A 15,837-nucleotide genomic window follows, 5' to 3' on the forward strand; every position below is an offset into this window, starting at 1 on the left:
ACAGGGAGAGACCCATGAACCGCAGCCTGCTTTTCAAACTTGGCGCGATTGCGCTGCTGATCCTGCTGTTGCTGATTCCATTGCTGATGATCAACGGCATCATCAGTGACCGCCAGCAACTGCGCGATGGCGTCCTGATGGACATTGCCCGCAGCGCCAGCTACGCCCAGCGCCTCACCGGCCCGGTGATGGTGGTGCCGTATCGCAAGACCGTGCGCGAGTGGAAGCTCAATGAAAAACTCAACAAACGCTACGAAGTCACCCGTGAAGAGCGCGGTCGTCTGTATTTCTTGCCGGACCGTTTTGAGCTTGACGGTAAAGTGCAAACCGAGCTGCGCGCACGGGGCATCTACCAGGCGCGGCTGTTCCATGCCGACAACCGCATCAGCGGGCGTTTCGAGTTGCCTGCGCAGTTGGGCATCACTGAAGACTATGCCGATTACCGCTTTGACCCGGCGTTTCTGGCGGTGGGTATCAGCGATATTCGTGGCATCGAAAACGCGCTGAAGCTGGAACTGGGCAGCCAGCGCCTGGAGTTCGAACCGGGCTCCCAGGTGGATTGGCTGGGTGAGGGCGTGCACGTGGCGCTGCCGGAGCAGGACAGCAAAAAGCCCTATGTGGTGGACTTTGCCTTTGACCTGCGCCTGCAAGGCACCGAACAACTGCAAGTGGTGCCGGTGGGTAAGACCAGCCAGGTGTCACTCGCCTCGAACTGGCCGCACCCCAGCTTCATCGGCAACTTTCTCCCGGCACAACGCGAGGTGACCGACAACGGCTTTACCGCCAACTGGCAGACCTCATTCTTCTCCACCAACCTCGAACAAGCCCTGCAAACCTGCCTGGACAAGCAAGGCTGTGAGGACTTCAACAACCGCAGCTTCGGCGTGAACTTCATCGACCCGGTGGATCAGTACCTCAAGAGCGATCGCGCGATCAAATATGCGCTGCTGTTCATCGCATTGACGTTTGCCGGTTTCTTCCTGTTCGAAGTGCTCAAAAGCCTGGCGGTGCACCCGATCCAGTACGCCTTGGTGGGTGTTGCGCTGGCGTTTTTCTACCTGCTGCTGTTGTCGTTGTCCGAGCACATAGGCTTCGCTCTGGCCTACCTGATCTCGGCGAGCGCCTGTGTGGTGTTGATTGGCTTCTACGTGTGCCACGTACTGCGCAGTGTGACCCATGGCCTGGGCTTTTCGGCCGGGCTGGCGGCGTTGTATGGCTTGCTGTACGGGCTGCTGAGTGCCGAAGATTACGCGTTGCTGATGGGCTCGCTGCTGCTGTTCGGCCTGCTGGGCACGGTGATGGTGCTGACGCGCAAACTGGACTGGTATGGCGTGGGCAAGCGCAAGGTGACCGCCCCATTGGAGTTTGACCTGGAGGCAGTGCAATGATCGGATTGCGGGAGGATCAGCAGATGAAGGCGCAGTTGGTGGCCAGGATAAATCAGCTATTTCCTGATCTACGCGGACCCCGTGTAGTGAGCGGGCTTGCCCCGCGCTGGGCTGCGCAGCAGCCCCAAAACCAGCCGCTGAGGCGTGCCTGATACACCCTGGGTTGCTTGATTAGGGCTGCTGCGCAGCCCAGCGCGGGGCAAGCCCGCTCACTACAGAAAGACTGTCGGCCCGGCGCGGGGGGAGTCTTGAGGTCACACGGGCGGTTGCGTCTCCAACATCGACGGCCGCTGGCTGACCTCGGCGTACCACGCGGCAAGCTGCGGGGTATCCGACCGCCATTGCATATCAGGGTGACGGAAATCGAGGTAACCCAAGGCGCAGGCCACGCTGATGGCGGCGATGTCGAAGTGGCTGGTCAGTTCGGCAATCGCATCAGCCTCTAACTCGGCCAGGGTGCGACGGATCTTGTTGCGCTGCTCGTCGAGCCAGGGGGCCCAATGCTTCTCCACCGGTCGCAGGGCGCTTTCGTAACGCACCAGCACGGCGGCATCCATGATGCCATCGGCCATCGAGGCCAGGGTCAGGCGGCGCCAGCGGGCCGAGCCGTCACGAGGGACCAGCGGGTTGCCGACGTGCTGGTGGTCGAAGTAATCGAGGATCACCCGGCTGTCGTGCAGCACCGTGCCGTCGGCCAGGCGCAGCGCTGGGATCTTGCCCACGGGGTTGTCTTGTACCAGCTGCGCATCCGGGTTGACCGGGGTCGGCATGCAGCCGTGAAGGGCGACGCGGTCCTGCTGGCCGGTTTCGATCAACAGCACGCGGACTTTGCGCACAAACGGCGAAGCGGGGTTGTGGAACAAGGTCATGCTGGGAGTGGACATGGGCATTCCTCGGAAAGAGCAGTGGGGTAACCGACGGCGTCCTCAGCCGCGCCGGGTTTATCGGCGGAGCACGCCAGGGCACCCAGTTTAATCAGTGCCCAATGAGGCCGGTGGTTAGTTTTTTTCTGGCGGGATTGCTCTCAAGTAGTTGTAAACCGTGGCCCGGGAAATATCGAAGTACTCGCCGAAATAATCGACGAAGTTGCGAATGTCCAGCAGGCCATTGGCTCTTGCTTGGGCCAGGGCGTACATGATCTCGGTGCGACCAAAGTCACTTAGCCGCACGCAGTGTTCGACGGATATGGCCTCGACGATGTCGTTGAGCTTTTCCCGCCAATCCGCGCTGAACAACGGCGCGGGTCGCGCTTGAGGTTGCAGGCCCACGGCGAAGCCGCTGAGTAGCTTTTGCACCTGGGATAACGCCGTCATATCGAAGTTCAGACACAGCAGGGCGACGATGTCGCCCTCTTCGGAGCGGGCCGCGATAGAGATTGAGCGCAGCGTGCGGTTATTGGGGCCGGCCTTTTCATACGGACCGATGACATCCAGACCCTGGTCCAGCTCCGGCAGATTGCAAATCAGCGAGGCATCCCCGACTTTGCGCTTGGAGAAACCATTCGCGATGTGCACGATCAATCCGCTGCGGATATCGTGAACCACCGCTTCCAGGTCGGGAAAAAGCAAGGCAGCGATGCCGTCTGCCGCTGCATTCATGAACGCGATATTGGCCATGGGGAAATAAAGCACTTGAATGTGAAGGGACTGATTGTACGGAGTCGACCCTGCCTTTGACAGGTTGTCCGGTCTTGGCGATACCTGCGCGCTCAGCGGTGGATCTGCGCCAGGAAGGCTTGAGCCCGGTCGCTCTTGGGCTCGGTAAAAAACTGCTCTGGGGGCAGGTCTTCCACAATGCGTCCCGCGTCGAGGAACAGCACCCGTTCGGCGACCTGGCGAGCGAAGCCCATTTCGTGGGTGACGCACAGCATGGTCATGCCGGTGTCGGCCAATTTGACGATGACGTCCAGCACTTCGTTGACCATTTCCGGGTCGAGTGCCGAGGTGGGTTCGTCGAACAGCATGATTTTCGGCTCCATGCACAGTGCCCTGGCGATCGCCACCCGCTGTTGCTGGCCGCCTGAAAGTTGGCTGGGGTACTTGTTCGCCTGGCTTTCGATGCCGACCTTGCTCAGATAATGCCGTGCGTGTTCTTCGGCGCGCCTGCGTGACAGGCCCCGTACCGATATCGGGGCCAGGGTGCAGTTTTGCAGGACCGTCATGTGGGGGAACAGGTTGAAGTTCTGGAACACCATGCCAATCTCGCGCAACGCTTTATGCCTGGCCGGCGAAGGTTTCCCGAGGTCGGTATCCAGCGCTCGGATGACCCCGCTCTCGGCAATTTCAAGGCGGCTGATGCAGCGAATCAAGGTCGACTTTCCCGAGCCGGAAGGGCCGCACAGAACGATGCGCTCACCTTGGCTGACGTTAAGGTCGATGGCGTGAAGGACCTGGAAGTTGCCATACCATTTGTTCAATCCACTGATTTGCACCACGGACTTTCGCGTGGGCGGGGCAGAAAGGGAACGACCGTCTGGTGCGGTGATGTAGGAATTCATGACTAGCCCTCTGGACCGCAGTGTGGGGGGGAGAGACCGGATTACCCGATGTGCTTGCTCAGTGACCGTTCCAGTCGTTTGAGCGCGCGTCTGACGACTTCGACGATGACCAGGTACAGCACCGCCGCCCAGAGGTAGATCTGGAAATCGAAGGTGCGTGAGAAGGCCAGTTTGGTAACGCCCATCAGGTCATAAATAGTGACCAGCGAGGCGATGGAACTGGCCTTGATCATCAGGACCAGTTCGTTACCCAGCGGCCCGATGGCGACCAGCAGCGATTGCGGCAGGATGACTTTTCTCAAGGTGGTCCAGCGAGACAGGCCCAGGGTTTGCGAGGCTTCGCGCTGGCCCGGTGCGATGGCGGTCAGGGCACCGCGCATGATCTCGGCTTGATAGGCCGCCGTGTTCAGCGTGAAGGCCAGCAGGGTGCAGAGCCAGGCATCCCGGAAGAACCACCAGAGACCGACCTCTTGCCAGAAGCCTTTGAAAGACCCCAGGCCGTAATACAGCATGAACAGCTGGACCAGCAGCGGCGAACCGCGAAAGAAGTACACATAGACGCCAGTGAAGCCGCGCACCCAGCGATAGGTCGACAAGCGGCCCGAGGCAATCAGTAGACCCAGTAATGCCCCGAGGCTGAAAGAAATCGCCACCAGTTTGCCGGTTACCAGCAAGCCGTCGATAAAGCGCGGGGCGTAACGTTCAAGCAACGCCACGTTGAGCAGCGTGCTCCACAGATTCTCGATGTTCATGGCTTGGCACTCTGTTGGTGGCGGCTGGAAGAGCGTTCGAGCACATGGAACACGCGGCCGGACAGCGCCGAGAAAAACAGATAGCCCAAGCAGGCCACGGTGTAGAACAGCATGGGTTCTTTGGTCACGCTGACTGCCAGGCTGGTCTGGCGCATCAGGTCGACCAGGGAGATAGTCGAAACCAGCGAGGTGTCCTTGAGCAGTGACAACCAGTTGTTCGACAGGCCGGGCAAGGCGATACGTGTCAGTTGTGGCAGGACCACCCTGCGAAAGGTCGTGCCCTTGGACAAGCCCAGCATGGCAGCCGCCTCCAGCTGACCCTTGGACAGTGTCTTGAGGGCGCTTAACCAGATCTCGCTGGAAAACGCGGCAAACACCAGGCTGAAGGCAATCATGGCGGCGACGAAGGTGTTGATGGCTATCTCGCCCTGGTAACCCATGGCGGCGAATAGCTTTTGTGCGGCGATCTGGCAGCCGTAATAAATGATCAACAGGGTCAGTAGTTCGGGCAGTCCACGGAATACCGTGGAAAATGCCGTGGCTCCAGTCCGTAGCCAGCGCCGCCTGGACCGCGCCGCCAGCGCCACTGCCAGGCCCAGCGGCAAACCGAGCGGCACGCAGGCGAGGGCCAGGGCGATCGTGACCAAGGCACCTGCGAGCAGCGCCGAGCCCCAGCCATCGCTGGCAAAAGATAACAATGACAGTTGTTCGAGCATGCCAGAACCCTCTCGCGAAATTTGACCTGCACGGGCGCGCGGTGCTCAAGATCAGCACGGCGCTGCAGTACCGGAGGAGCGTCCCGGGCCAGTGCCCGGGCCCCGAAGGTCAATAGATATCGAAGGCGAAGTAGCGGCTGGCGATCTTTTTGTAAGTGCCATCGGCGACGATTTCGTCCAGCGCCCGGTTCAGCCGCTCGCGCAACGCGACGTCTTCCTGGCGTACCGCAATGGCCGCATCGGTGTTGGTGCCGTCAATGTCCCCGAGGATCTTGCAGCAGTCTTTACCGGCACTTTCTACCCATGCCAGCAGTGGGTATTTGTCGGCGATGACGCCGTCCAGGCGCCCGGCCGCCAGGTCGCTGGCGGCTTCGTCCTGGGAGGGGTAGAGCTTCACCGTGGCGCCGGCCGCGCCATAGCGTTCTTCGGCGTAGATGGCTTGTGTCGAATAAGACTGGGCGCCCACCGTCAGGCCTTTAAAGTCGGTCTGGGCATCGCGGATGCCTGAGTCGTTGGCCACGGCGACCGACAACGGTGTGCGGTAATAGCGGTTAGTGAAGGAGATTTTCTTTTTGCGCTCTTCGGTGACATTCATCGAGGCCACGATGGCATCGTATTTTTTCGCCAGCAGCGCGGGAATCATGCCCTCCCAGTCCTGGGTGACAAAGGTGCAGGTGACCTTCATTCGCTCACACAGGGCGTTGGCAATGTCGATATCGAAGCCGTGCAGTGTGTTGGTGGAGTCCACGTAATTGAACGGTGGATAAGCCCCTTCGCTGGCAATGCGCAGTGTTTCAGCGTGTGCCGCACCCGTGACGGTGCAGAGCAGCCAGAGGGATGCTGTGGAAATCGTACTAAGCGGCTTTTTCATTTGAATACCTACCTTATTGTTATTGTTTATTCAGGTGTTGATTCGGTACCTAGGAGGGGGTGACGTTGTCCGCATCGCCAGGCGCCACGGCCCGGACCAACCCGACAGCCAGGGTGGCGATGGCAATGTCCTGGGCTGCAAGGCCGGTCAGGTCAGCGACGGTCACGTCGTCAGCGTTGATGCGCCCTGGGAGGCTGCCTGCCAACACGTGCCCCAGGGAGATGTCGGCAGTGTTGGTGACCAGCCCGGCGCGAAGGGCATGCCCCAGTTCACCGCGCTCGGCGCATTGGCGATGGTCGTCGGTCATGATGACCTGGGCCATCGCCAGAATGTGCGGGTCAAGTTCCTGTTTGCCCTGGCTGTCCGCGCCCAGGGCGACGATGTGGGTGCCAGGTTTTACGACGGACACCGGAACAATTGCCTGGGTTGACGGCGTGCAGGTGATGACGACATTGCAGTACTCGAACACCTCCTCAACCGTGGCCAGCGCGTGAACCGACAAACCGTGATGCCCCAGTTTCTCTGCCAGCCGGGCGGCTTTGGCCGGGTCCCGCCCCCAGATAAACACCCGGTCGGTCCCGAGGAGGTGTGCGGCCCAGTGGGCCTGGTGTTCGGCCTGATGCCCGGTGCCGAGAATACCCAGCGCGGTGACCTGTGGCGGAGCGCCGGCCTTCGCCGCCAATGCCCCGGCGGCGGCTGTCCGCCAACTGGTCAACCAGCCTTCATCGTTGAGGATGGCGATGATCTTGCCGGTGTGTGAGCTGAAGACCAGCATCAACCCGTTATTGGTGTCCAACCCCTTGGACGGGTTCTCATAGAACCCCATGGCCAGTTTGACGACGAAGGTTTCCCCGCCCCGCAAATAGCCGAGCCTGATATGACAGTCCCCAGGAGGTTCCTGGAACAGCAGCTCGCCGGACTTGGCACTGATGACGTTGTTTTGGGCATGTTGCATACAGGCATCGCGCACCACGCGCAGCATGTCGTCGCGCTTCAGCACAGTGCGCAGGTCGGCAAGGTCATAGATGGGAAGCGTCATTACGTATTGCCCCGCAAACTGTCGGCACAGGATGTGTGACCTGGGGCAGAGATTAAGCGTATTTAGATGCTTTGTATAAGTTGTTATTAATGTCTAATTATTGCTGGGAAGCGATCTATTGATTGCCCCCGACTCAACGGTGCAGCACCCCCCAGAGCGCAATGACTGCCGGAACCCCCAGCCCCAGCCAACTCAGCGAATCCCACAGCCCATCCCCCAATAACGCCGCGAACAACCCTGCCGCCGTAAGCAGGCCTATCCCCAGCGGGAAGGCAAACACCTTCCAGAAGTTCGACTGGCGCGGCTTCATGGCTTACCCGCCTTGCGCCGGACAACCCACAGGTAGACGCCGCTGCCCAGCACGACAATGGTCAGCACATCCAGCACCGCCCAGAGGACCTTCATCGGCATGCCGCCGTAGTCACCGAAATGCAGCGGCTGGGACATGCCCATGGCGTCCATGTACCAGGGCCGTTCGGCAATGGCGGTGACGGCCAGAGTGCTGGCGTCGATCAGCACCGGTGTGAGCAGGTGCGAGGTCAGGTGGGTGCTGCCCTTCATGAACACGGCGTAATGGTGCTCACTGGAAAAGCGCGTGCCGGGGAAGGCGATGAAGTCCGGCTCCATGCCGGGCGCGGCTTTGGCGGCGATGTTCAGCAGCTCGGTGGCCGGTGCGCGCTGGGTCAGTGGCGGGGCGTTTTTATAGGGCTCGATCATTGCGCTGAGACTGTCCTGGCGCCAGGCGGCGATGATCAGGTCGGCGCAGGCGCTGATCACGCCGGTCACACCCACCACCAGCGCCCACGTCAGGGTGACCACGCCGATCAGGTTATGCAGGTCGAGCCAGCGCAGACGGGTGGATTTGCCCTGGCGCACGGTGGCGAACTTCAAGCGACGCATGAACGGCAGGTAAAGCACCGTGCCCGAGATGATCGCCACGACAAACAGCACCCCCATGAACGCCAGCAACCACTTGCCCGGCAGACCGGCGAACATATCCACATGCAGGCGCAGCAGGAACAAGGTGAAGCCGCCGTTGGCCGCCGGGGTTTCCAGCGCGTCGCCGGTGCGGGCATCCAGCATGAAGGTGTGCGACGAGTTGGGCTCAGTGCCTGCGGTGGCCGCCATGATCGCGATCACGCCGTTCTTGTCATCTTCGTCCCAGGCCAGGTACTGCATGACTTCGCCAGGACGATGAGCCTGCGCCTGGGCCACCAGCTGTTCCAGGTTGAGCTGCGGCGTGTCGGCAGGCATCTGCGCCAGTTCCGGCTCGTTGCCCAGCAGATGGTCGATCTCGTGGTGAAACACCAGCGGCAGGCCGGTGAGGGCGAGCAGCAGCAGGAATACCGTGCAAATCAGGCTGGTCCAGGTGTGGATGAAGGACCAGCGGCGGATGGTTTTGCTTTTCATCACGGCTCCAAAGGCAAAAGGGCCGCGGTTCAGGCGGCCCTTCGTTGGCGGTTTTTACCGTCTTAGAATTTGTAGTTCACGCTGGCGACCACGTTACGCTGGTCGCCGTAGTAGCAATAGAAACCATCACAGGTGGACAGGTAGTCCTTGTTGAAGATGTTCTTGGCGTCGACGGCCACGGTCACACCCTTCATGGTGCTGTTCAAGCGGCCAAGGTCGTAGTGCACCGAGGCGTCGTACACGGTGTATGAGCCTACGTGGCCCAAGTCGGTATTGGCGGCGTTGCCGTAGGTGTCGCCGACGTAGCGCACGCCTGCACCGACACCAAAACCATCCAGCGTCCCGCTGCGCCACGTGTAGTCAGCCCAGCCTGTCGCCTGGTTACGCGGCAACTGGTTCAGGCGATTGCCTTTTTCAGCCGCAGTACCTTGAATGATTTCGCTGTCGTTGTAGGTGTAGGAACCGACCAGCTTTAGGCTTTCGGTGACGTCAGCGCTGGCTTCCAGTTCCAGGCCACGTACCCGCACTTCACCCACTTGGCGAGTGATACTCCCCTCGGTGACTGAGGTGTTTTGCTGGGTCAGGTCGAACACAGCGGCGGTGAATAGCGCCTTGGTGCCTGGAGGCTGGTACTTGATACCGGCTTCGTATTGTTTGCCTTCGGTGGGTTTGAATGCGCCGGTGCTGCCCACTTGAGTGCCTGAGCCGGCTTGGAACGATTCGGCGTAGGACAGATACGGAGTGATACCGTTGTCGAAGACATAACTCAGTGCCGCGTTGCCGCTGAAATGTTTGTCACGCTGGGTGTTGGTGGCGTCATTGAGGTTATGGAAAGTGGTGCCGGTATGTACCCAGTCTTCACGGCCACCGAGGGTCAAGCGCCAGTTGTCGAGGGCCATCTGGTCCTGGACGTACAGGCCAGTTTGTTGGGTCTTTTGGGTGTAATCGTACATGGTGAAGTATTGGACGTTGGAGAAGTCCTGGCCGTACACCGGACGATTGAAGTTGATGGTGGGGACCCCCGCAGAACCCCACAGCCAACGCGCATCGCTGGTGGAACGTTGATGGTCGAGGCCCAGCAACAGCGTGTGGCTGACAGCGCCGGTCTGGAAGTCGGCCTGGAAGTTGTTATCGACGGCGAACTGGCCGATGTTTTCGTCAACCTTGCCGGCAGAGCGACTCACGTTACCGTTGGCGTCCACTGCGACTTCAGGGCCATTCGGAAAGAAAGCACCGCCCGCGGTAATACCCTGGAACGACAGGTCGTTCTTGGTATAACGCAGGTTCTGGTGGAACTGCCACGTGTCGTTCAAGCGGGTTTCAAAGGCGTAGCCAAGCGCATAGTAGGTGCGGTCATAAAACTCCCAGTCAGGATCACCCAAGTTCTTGTGGTGGGAAATCTTGCCCGCTGGGGAGCTCAGTTTGGTGCCTTGCAGCGGCAGGAACTGCCCGGTGATACCTGTGTCGTCGCGGGTGAACTGAGTGAGTAGCGTGAACTTAGTGTCGTCGTTGATGTTCCACGTCAGGCTCGGAGCGATGTTGTAGCGCTTGTCCGGGATGTGATCCACGGCGGTGTTGCTGTCGCGCACCACGCCACTGACGCGATAGAGGAACTGACCCTCGTCGTCGATCTTGCCGGTACTGTCGAAGTTGATCTGTTTGTGGTTGTTGCTGCCGGCCTGCACTTCGATCTCATTCGAGCTTTCGGCCTGAGGGCGACGGCTGACCATGTCCAGCAAACCGCCTGGCGGGGTTTGCCCGTAAACCGACGAGGCCGGGCCGCGTAGGACAGCGATGCGTTCCAAGTTCCAGGTGTCGATTTTCGGCGTGGCGTAGTTACCTTTGGGCAATGGCAGGCCGTCGAGGAATTGAGTCGGCACAAAACCACGTACCAACAGCCAGTCACTACGGGAGTCGGAGCCGTAGCCGGAACTCTGCACACCAGCGGTGTAGCGCAAAGCGTCATTAAGGTTGAGTACGGAGCGGTCTTCCATTTGTTTGCGAGTGATCACGGTGACCGAACGGGGTAGTTCGGCAATCGGCGTATCAGTTTTGGTGCCGGCGGCGGTGCGCGTTGCAACATAACCGTCTACCGGGCCCCATGCGCTTTCATAGCTGCCCTGGCCGGTGATGTTTGTCTCGGGCAGGGCTACAACCCCCTCCGGAACCGGTACCAACGTATAAGTCCCCGCACTGCTTTGCTCCAACTGCAAACCCGTCCCACGCAACGCCTCACGCAGTGCTCCCGGCGCATCGAACTGGCCCTGGACCGGCGCCGAGGTCTTGCCCGACGCCAGCGCCGGGCTGAGGGTCAGCGCGAGGCCGCCCTGGCTGGCGATCTGGTTCAGGGTGCTGGCCAGTGGCGCCGCCGGCAGGTTGTAGGCGCGCACGCTGGACGCCTGTTCGGCGGCGACCAGCACGGTGCTGGCCAGCGGGGCGCTGAGGGCAATGGCCACGGCTAACAGGCTGGGGCGCAACAAGGTGTCTAGCGTGCGGGACATACGGCGGCTCCTGAATGGAAATATTTCTCAATTGCCTAGGTGCCGAACGAGAAGTGAAAAGTGATAGGGGGGGATGGAAATATTTTTTGTCTGGGGTATTTGAGGGGGGCAGGGCAGGGCCTCTTCGCGAGCAAGCGATAGCCAAGGCACCGCCAAACCTAAGGTTTACGGGTAACCGTCACCCACCACGGTGTGTGCTGCTCGATCTGCACCGGCAGCGTCGGCAGCAGCGCGTTGAGCGCCAAGGTGGTGTCGTGCAGCGGGAAGCTGCCGGTGATGCGCAGGTCGGCCACGTTTTTATCCACGCCCAGGTAACCGGTGCGGTAGCGGCTCAGCTCCTCGACCACATCGCCCAGGCGAGCGTTGTCCACCACCAGCATGCCGCGTGTCCATGCGTCGGTGGCCGGGGTGACGGCAAGCGTAGGGCCGAGACCGTCGCTGCGCATCAGCACTTGCTGGCCTTCCTTGAAAATCTGTTCCCGGTGCAGGGCTTCGGGCTGAGCGGCCACCGCCGACTGCAGCACGCTCAAGCGCGTGGCGTCGTCTTCGCGCTTGACGATAAACCGCGTGCCCAGTGCCCGCAGGCTGCCGTCGCGAGTTTGCACATAGAACGGGCGTGCGTCGTGGTGGCCGGTCTCGACCAGGATTTCGCCTTCCTGCAACACGATCAGTCGGCGTTTTTCATCAAAACGCACGTCGATAGCGCTGTGGGTATTGAGGTTGATCAGCGTACCGTCCGCCAGTTTCAGCGTGCGCTGCTCGCCGGTGGCGGTACGTTGGTCAGCCAGCCAATAGTGGATCGGCACATAACGCTCACCGGCAAACAACGCCAGGCCAATTACCACGGCGATACTCGCCAGACCACTGCCCAACTTGCGCACACGTTGGCGAATGCCCTCACGCGATTGCAACAACGCCGCCCGCGCCGGGCCCGAGGCCGCACTGAAACGCTGGTCGAGCATGCCCAACTGCCGCCAGGCGCGGGCGTGCTCTTCATCGCTGGCCAGCCATTTGTCGAATTCTTCGCGCTCCACCACGCTGCCGTCGCCCGAATCGAGGGACAGTTGCCAGGCAATCGCCGCATCCAGCACACGGGCCGAGACCGGCTTGGAACTGATCACGGTCACTGCGGCTCGCCATACAGCGCGATGTAGCACTGGCGAATGCCCTGAGCCAGGTATTGGCGCACGCGCGGTACTGACACGCCGAGGCGTTGGGCGATGTCTGCGTGGCCCATGCCGTCGAGGCGGTTGTAGAGAAAGGCTGCGCGGGCCTTGCTCGACAATTTGCCGAGCAGGCGGTCGATGGCCTTGAGGTCTTCGAGGATCAGTTGCTGGGCTTCCGGCGAAGGGTGTTCGCTTTCGGGGATCAGCATCAGTTCGGTGAGGTAGGCCTGTTCCAGGGCGGCGCGACGGAAATAATCGAACAGCAGGCCCTTGGCGATCGCGATCAGAAACGCACGGGGCTCGCGGGGTTCGCGCAACTCGTCACGGCCAAGCAGGCGCATGAAGGTGTCCTGGCTCAGGTCCTCGGCGCGGCTAGGACAGGCCACATTGCGTCGCAGCCACGCTAACAGCCAGCCACGATGGTCGCGATACAACGCGCCAACAAGCTCACTGTGTGGGTTCTGGATTGACGACAAGGCAGCACCTGGCAAACGCGATGTTTAAACTAACGAGAATTATTCGCGATTGTGTCAGAGCCGTGGGGTGGGCGCAATTGGCGTCTGTCGGTTTGAAGGGGGACGCTTTTGGGGTGAGTGGGCTTGCCCCGCGCTGGGCTGCGTAGCGGCTCCAAAACTTGATTTCACGGTTTGCCGGGCAGAACGCGGTGTTTTTATTGGGGTGGCTGCGCCACCCAGCGCGGGGCAAGCCCGCTCACTACGAGGATCAGCGGTGTTAGAAAGAGGGTGCGTGTTGGCGCCGTTTCCATTGGCTCAAACGCTCTTGCAACGCCTGAGGCGTGTCGATGTGTTGCGCACGCGCGCGGCTGAACAGGATGAGCATCAGCTCGGCCGTGGCCAGGGCATCGGCGCTGGCGTGATGGCGTTCGCCCACGTGCAGGTTGAAGTGGTTGATCCAGTCGTCCAGCCCGGCTTCACGGATATGGGCTTGCGGGCATAGCAGCGGGGCGATGTCGGCCACATCCAGAAACGGATGGGCCAGGCGGTAACCCAGGCTGTCCTTGAGCGCCCGGCACAGCATGTGTTGATCGAACGGCGCATGGAAGGCCAGCAACGGGCTGTCGCCGACGAACGCCATGAAGTCCAGCAGGGCTTCAACCGGGTCGCTGCCGGCGGCGATCGCACTGGGGCCGAGGCCGTGGATTAATACGCTGGGGCTGAGTTTTGTCTCGGCGCGTTGCAGTGTGCGTTCGAACAGCTGGGAGAAGTCCACCGCGCCGTCCTCGATCACCACCGCGCCGATGGACAGCACTTGGTCACGGTTGAGGTTCAGGCCGCTGGTTTCCAGGTCCAGCACGACCCAGCGTTGGCTGCGCAATGAGCCGTCGCCCAATGCTGCGGGCTTGGGCAATTGCTCCAGTCGTCGTTGTTGCGCCGCGTCGAGCCCTGGTTTTTTCTTACGCAGCCAGCCGAACAAACTCACAGCTGATACCGCAATGTCAGGCTGCTTTGCAGGCGCTGAGCCTGGCGCAGGGATTCGCGCAGGATACGCCGATCCAGGTGGTTGAGGCTCTCCGGGTCGACACGGTTGGAGTAGGGCTGGTTCTCACGAGTCTGCAACTGATGCTGTTGCATGCGGGTTTGCTGAATAAAGTGGTAAGCCTCTTCATAGGCCGCGCCGTCCAGGGGCTCGATCACTGCCTTGACCACCAGCTGGCGCAGGCGTTCCAGGGTGTTGTTGGCATGGATACCGTTAGCCAGGGCCAGCAAGCGCGCGCCGTCGACAAAGGGCGTGAGGCCCTGCACCTTGAGGTCGAGGGTGGCTTTCTCGCCGCCTTTACGGGTCAGCACAAATTCGCGGAAACGTCCGACGGGCGGCCGCTGGCGCAACGCGTTCTCGGCCAGCATGCGTTGGAACAATCGGTTATCCGCGACCTGATCCAGGATGCCTTGGCGCAGTTGCTCGCAGCCACGTTCATCGCCCCACACCACGCGTAGGTCGAAATAGATGCTGGAGCCCAACAGATTCTCCGGCGTCGCCTCTCGGATAAACGCCGCGAAACGCCGCGCCCATTCGGCCCGCGACAAACACAGCTCGGGGTTGCCGGCCATGATGTTGCCCTTGCACAGGCTGAACCCGCACAGCGCCAGGCTCTGGTTGATCTGCTGCGCGAGCGGCAGCAAACGCCCACGAATCTCGGCCGCTTCGGCGGCGTCCCTGGCGTCAAACAGGATGCCGTTGTCCTGGTCGGTGTACAGCGTCTGTTCACGACGGCCTTCGCTGCCAAAACACAACCAACTGAATGGAACGCCGGGGTCGCCTTTTTCGGCGAGCGTCAGCTCAATCACCCGGCACACGGTGTGATCGTTGAGCAGCGTAATGATGTGGGTGATCTGGGTGGACGATGCGCCATGGGCCAGCATGCGCTCCACCAACTGGCCGATCTCACCGCGAATCGCCACCAAATTATCCACACGCGGCGCGTTGCGGATAGTACGGGCCAGGTGCACCAGGTCCACGCGTTGCAGGGAAAACAGGTCGCGCTCGGACACCACGCCGCACAGGCGCTGGTCCTTGACCAGGCACACATGGGCGATATGCCGTTCGGTCATGGCAATCGCGGCGTCGAAGGCGCTGTGGTCCGGGGTCAAGAAGAAGGGCGCCTGGGTCATATGGCCGTCGATGGCCTGGCTGAAGTCGCTGGCGCCATCGGCCACCACCTGGCGCAGGTCACGCAAGGTGAAAATTCCCAAGGGGGCTTTGTGCTCATCGACGATCACGATGCTGCCCACCTGCTGCTCATGCATCAGCGTCACCGCGTCGCGCAGGGGTGTGCTTGGGCTGCACGTGACCGGATGGCGCATGGCCAATTCGCCGAGGCGGGTGTTCAAGGAGTATTGAGTGCCGAGGGTTTCCACGGCTTTTTGCTGAACCTGCTGATTGACCTGGTCCAACAGGCTGCTGACGCCACGCAGGGCGAAGTCGCGAAACGGGCTGGACAGCGCGAACAGCTTGATAAACGCCGGTTTGTTCAGCTGCAGGCAGAAGGTGTCTTCGGCGGCCTTGTGCTCGGTGCGGGTCGCCCGCTCACCCAGGAGTGCGGCCAGCGGGAAGCATTCGCCGGTGGTGATTTCGAAGGTGGTTTCAGCGGTTTCTTGATTGGCCACGGGCCGCTCACCGACGACCCGGCCCTGCTTGACGATGTAAAAGTGTTCAACCGGCCCGCCCGACGGTTTGAGGATGCTCTCACCGGGGCCATAGAAGCGTAACTGGCACTGTTCCACCAAAAATGCCAGGTGGGCGTTTTCCATCTGGTTGAAGGGCGGGAAGCGTTGCAGGAACTGCAGGGTGCCGTGAATGTTCTGCAACACAGCAGTTTTCCCCGCTTGGGCGAAAGCATCAGCTTTACTCATAACAGTGACCGCAATTTTTTTGTCGTTATCGTCCTTCATGGTCGACCCCTGCGCGGCGGGTGCCCATTGGACGTAAGTCTAGGTCGCTGAAAATGCCGCAGAACTAGGGAAAAACCTTACATGACT

The 15,837-nt window shown here is 61.0% G+C and carries 15 protein-coding genes; 1 reads left to right on the forward strand and 14 read right to left on the reverse strand.

All coding sequences use genetic code 11. The features are described from left to right. Window positions 1–14: 14 nt before the first annotated feature. Complete coding sequence (gene creD / locus AC3ZU9_RS10495) at window positions 15–1,388, forward strand: cell envelope integrity protein CreD (RefSeq protein WP_320399917.1); 1,374 nt, start codon at window positions 15–17, stop codon at window positions 1,386–1,388. 254 nt (window positions 1,389–1,642) lie between these two features. Here creD and AC3ZU9_RS10500 read toward each other — a convergent pair whose 3' ends face one another. The 14 genes from AC3ZU9_RS10500 to AC3ZU9_RS10565 form a co-directional block, all read right to left on the reverse strand. Further along, a complete protein-coding gene (locus tag AC3ZU9_RS10500) occupies window positions 1,643–2,272 on the reverse strand; it encodes a glutathione S-transferase (protein WP_490090671.1) in 630 nt (209 codons plus the stop codon). Window positions 2,273–2,386: 114 nt separating this feature from the next. Next, complete coding sequence (locus AC3ZU9_RS10505; protein WP_490090672.1) at window positions 2,387–3,004, reverse strand: helix-turn-helix transcriptional regulator; 618 nt, start codon at window positions 3,002–3,004, stop codon at window positions 2,387–2,389. Window positions 3,005–3,096: 92 nt separating this feature from the next. Next, the gene (locus AC3ZU9_RS10510) at window positions 3,097–3,885 is read right to left on the reverse strand and encodes an amino acid ABC transporter ATP-binding protein (RefSeq protein ID WP_490090673.1); all 789 of its coding nucleotides are present in this window, start codon (window positions 3,883–3,885) and stop codon (window positions 3,097–3,099) included. A gap of 41 nt (window positions 3,886–3,926) precedes the next feature. Next, a complete protein-coding gene (locus AC3ZU9_RS10515; RefSeq protein WP_490090674.1) occupies window positions 3,927–4,637 on the reverse strand; it encodes an ABC transporter permease in 711 nt (236 codons plus the stop codon). Then, the gene (locus AC3ZU9_RS10520; protein WP_490090675.1) at window positions 4,634–5,353 is read right to left on the reverse strand and encodes an ABC transporter permease; all 720 of its coding nucleotides are present in this window, start codon (window positions 5,351–5,353) and stop codon (window positions 4,634–4,636) included. The genes AC3ZU9_RS10515 and AC3ZU9_RS10520 overlap by 4 nt, the downstream gene beginning before the upstream one ends. A gap of 109 nt (window positions 5,354–5,462) precedes the next feature. Then, window positions 5,463–6,224 (reverse strand): transporter substrate-binding domain-containing protein, encoded by a 762-nt coding sequence (locus AC3ZU9_RS10525; RefSeq protein ID WP_046034990.1) that lies wholly within the window; start codon window positions 6,222–6,224, stop codon window positions 5,463–5,465. Between the two features lie 49 nt (window positions 6,225–6,273). Further along, complete coding sequence (locus AC3ZU9_RS10530) at window positions 6,274–7,263, reverse strand: Rossmann-fold NAD(P)-binding domain-containing protein (RefSeq protein ID WP_122811807.1); 990 nt, start codon at window positions 7,261–7,263, stop codon at window positions 6,274–6,276. 133 nt (window positions 7,264–7,396) lie between these two features. Next, complete coding sequence (locus AC3ZU9_RS10535) at window positions 7,397–7,573, reverse strand: hypothetical protein (RefSeq protein ID WP_015886224.1); 177 nt, start codon at window positions 7,571–7,573, stop codon at window positions 7,397–7,399. Then, a complete protein-coding gene (locus AC3ZU9_RS10540) occupies window positions 7,570–8,673 on the reverse strand; it encodes a PepSY-associated TM helix domain-containing protein (RefSeq protein ID WP_490090676.1) in 1,104 nt (367 codons plus the stop codon). The genes AC3ZU9_RS10535 and AC3ZU9_RS10540 overlap by 4 nt, the downstream gene beginning before the upstream one ends. Before the next feature lie 62 nt (window positions 8,674–8,735). Continuing rightward, window positions 8,736–11,174, reverse strand: coding sequence for a TonB-dependent siderophore receptor (locus AC3ZU9_RS10545; RefSeq protein WP_490090677.1), 2,439 nt, complete (start codon window positions 11,172–11,174; stop codon window positions 8,736–8,738). A 158-nt stretch (window positions 11,175–11,332) separates the two neighbouring features. Next, window positions 11,333–12,301, reverse strand: coding sequence for a FecR domain-containing protein (locus tag AC3ZU9_RS10550; protein WP_043205999.1), 969 nt, complete (start codon window positions 12,299–12,301; stop codon window positions 11,333–11,335). Then, window positions 12,298–12,816: an RNA polymerase sigma factor gene (locus AC3ZU9_RS10555; protein ID WP_015886220.1), complete on the reverse strand. Its 519-nt coding sequence runs from the start codon at window positions 12,814–12,816 to the stop codon at window positions 12,298–12,300. The genes AC3ZU9_RS10550 and AC3ZU9_RS10555 overlap by 4 nt, the downstream gene beginning before the upstream one ends. A 256-nt stretch (window positions 12,817–13,072) precedes the next feature. Continuing rightward, entirely contained in the window at window positions 13,073–13,780 is a 708-nt protein-coding gene (locus AC3ZU9_RS10560; protein WP_015886219.1) for a 3'-5' exonuclease, read from the reverse strand. Then, window positions 13,777–15,711 carry a putative nucleotidyltransferase substrate binding domain-containing protein gene (locus AC3ZU9_RS10565; RefSeq protein WP_015886218.1) on the reverse strand — a complete coding sequence of 645 codons (1,935 nt, stop codon included), beginning with the start codon at window positions 15,709–15,711 and terminating at the stop codon, window positions 13,777–13,779. Before AC3ZU9_RS10565 ends, AC3ZU9_RS10560 begins: the two co-directional genes overlap by 4 nt. Window positions 15,712–15,837 lie beyond the last annotated feature (126 nt).

This window comes from Pseudomonas sp. A39 (assembly GCF_058145955.1).

Coding starts and splice junctions, on each gene's coding strand:
- creD (WP_320399917.1), top strand. CDS start 15: ATGAACCGCAGCCTGCTTTTCAAACTTGGCGCGATTGCGCTGCTGATC.
- AC3ZU9_RS10500 (WP_490090671.1), bottom strand. CDS start 2,272: ATGTCCACTCCCAGCATGACCTTGTTCCACAACCCCGCTTCGCCGTTT.
- AC3ZU9_RS10505 (WP_490090672.1), bottom strand. CDS start 3,004: ATGGCCAATATCGCGTTCATGAATGCAGCGGCAGACGGCATCGCTGCC.
- AC3ZU9_RS10510 (WP_490090673.1), bottom strand. CDS start 3,885: ATGAATTCCTACATCACCGCACCAGACGGTCGTTCCCTTTCTGCCCCG.
- AC3ZU9_RS10515 (WP_490090674.1), bottom strand. CDS start 4,637: ATGAACATCGAGAATCTGTGGAGCACGCTGCTCAACGTGGCGTTGCTT.
- AC3ZU9_RS10520 (WP_490090675.1), bottom strand. CDS start 5,353: ATGCTCGAACAACTGTCATTGTTATCTTTTGCCAGCGATGGCTGGGGC.
- AC3ZU9_RS10525 (WP_046034990.1), bottom strand. CDS start 6,224: ATGAAAAAGCCGCTTAGTACGATTTCCACAGCATCCCTCTGGCTGCTC.
- AC3ZU9_RS10530 (WP_122811807.1), bottom strand. CDS start 7,263: ATGACGCTTCCCATCTATGACCTTGCCGACCTGCGCACTGTGCTGAAG.
- AC3ZU9_RS10535 (WP_015886224.1), bottom strand. CDS start 7,573: ATGAAGCCGCGCCAGTCGAACTTCTGGAAGGTGTTTGCCTTCCCGCTG.
- AC3ZU9_RS10540 (WP_490090676.1), bottom strand. CDS start 8,673: ATGAAAAGCAAAACCATCCGCCGCTGGTCCTTCATCCACACCTGGACC.
- AC3ZU9_RS10545 (WP_490090677.1), bottom strand. CDS start 11,174: ATGTCCCGCACGCTAGACACCTTGTTGCGCCCCAGCCTGTTAGCCGTG.
- AC3ZU9_RS10565 (WP_015886218.1), bottom strand. CDS start 15,711: ATGAGTAAAGCTGATGCTTTCGCCCAAGCGGGGAAAACTGCTGTGTTG.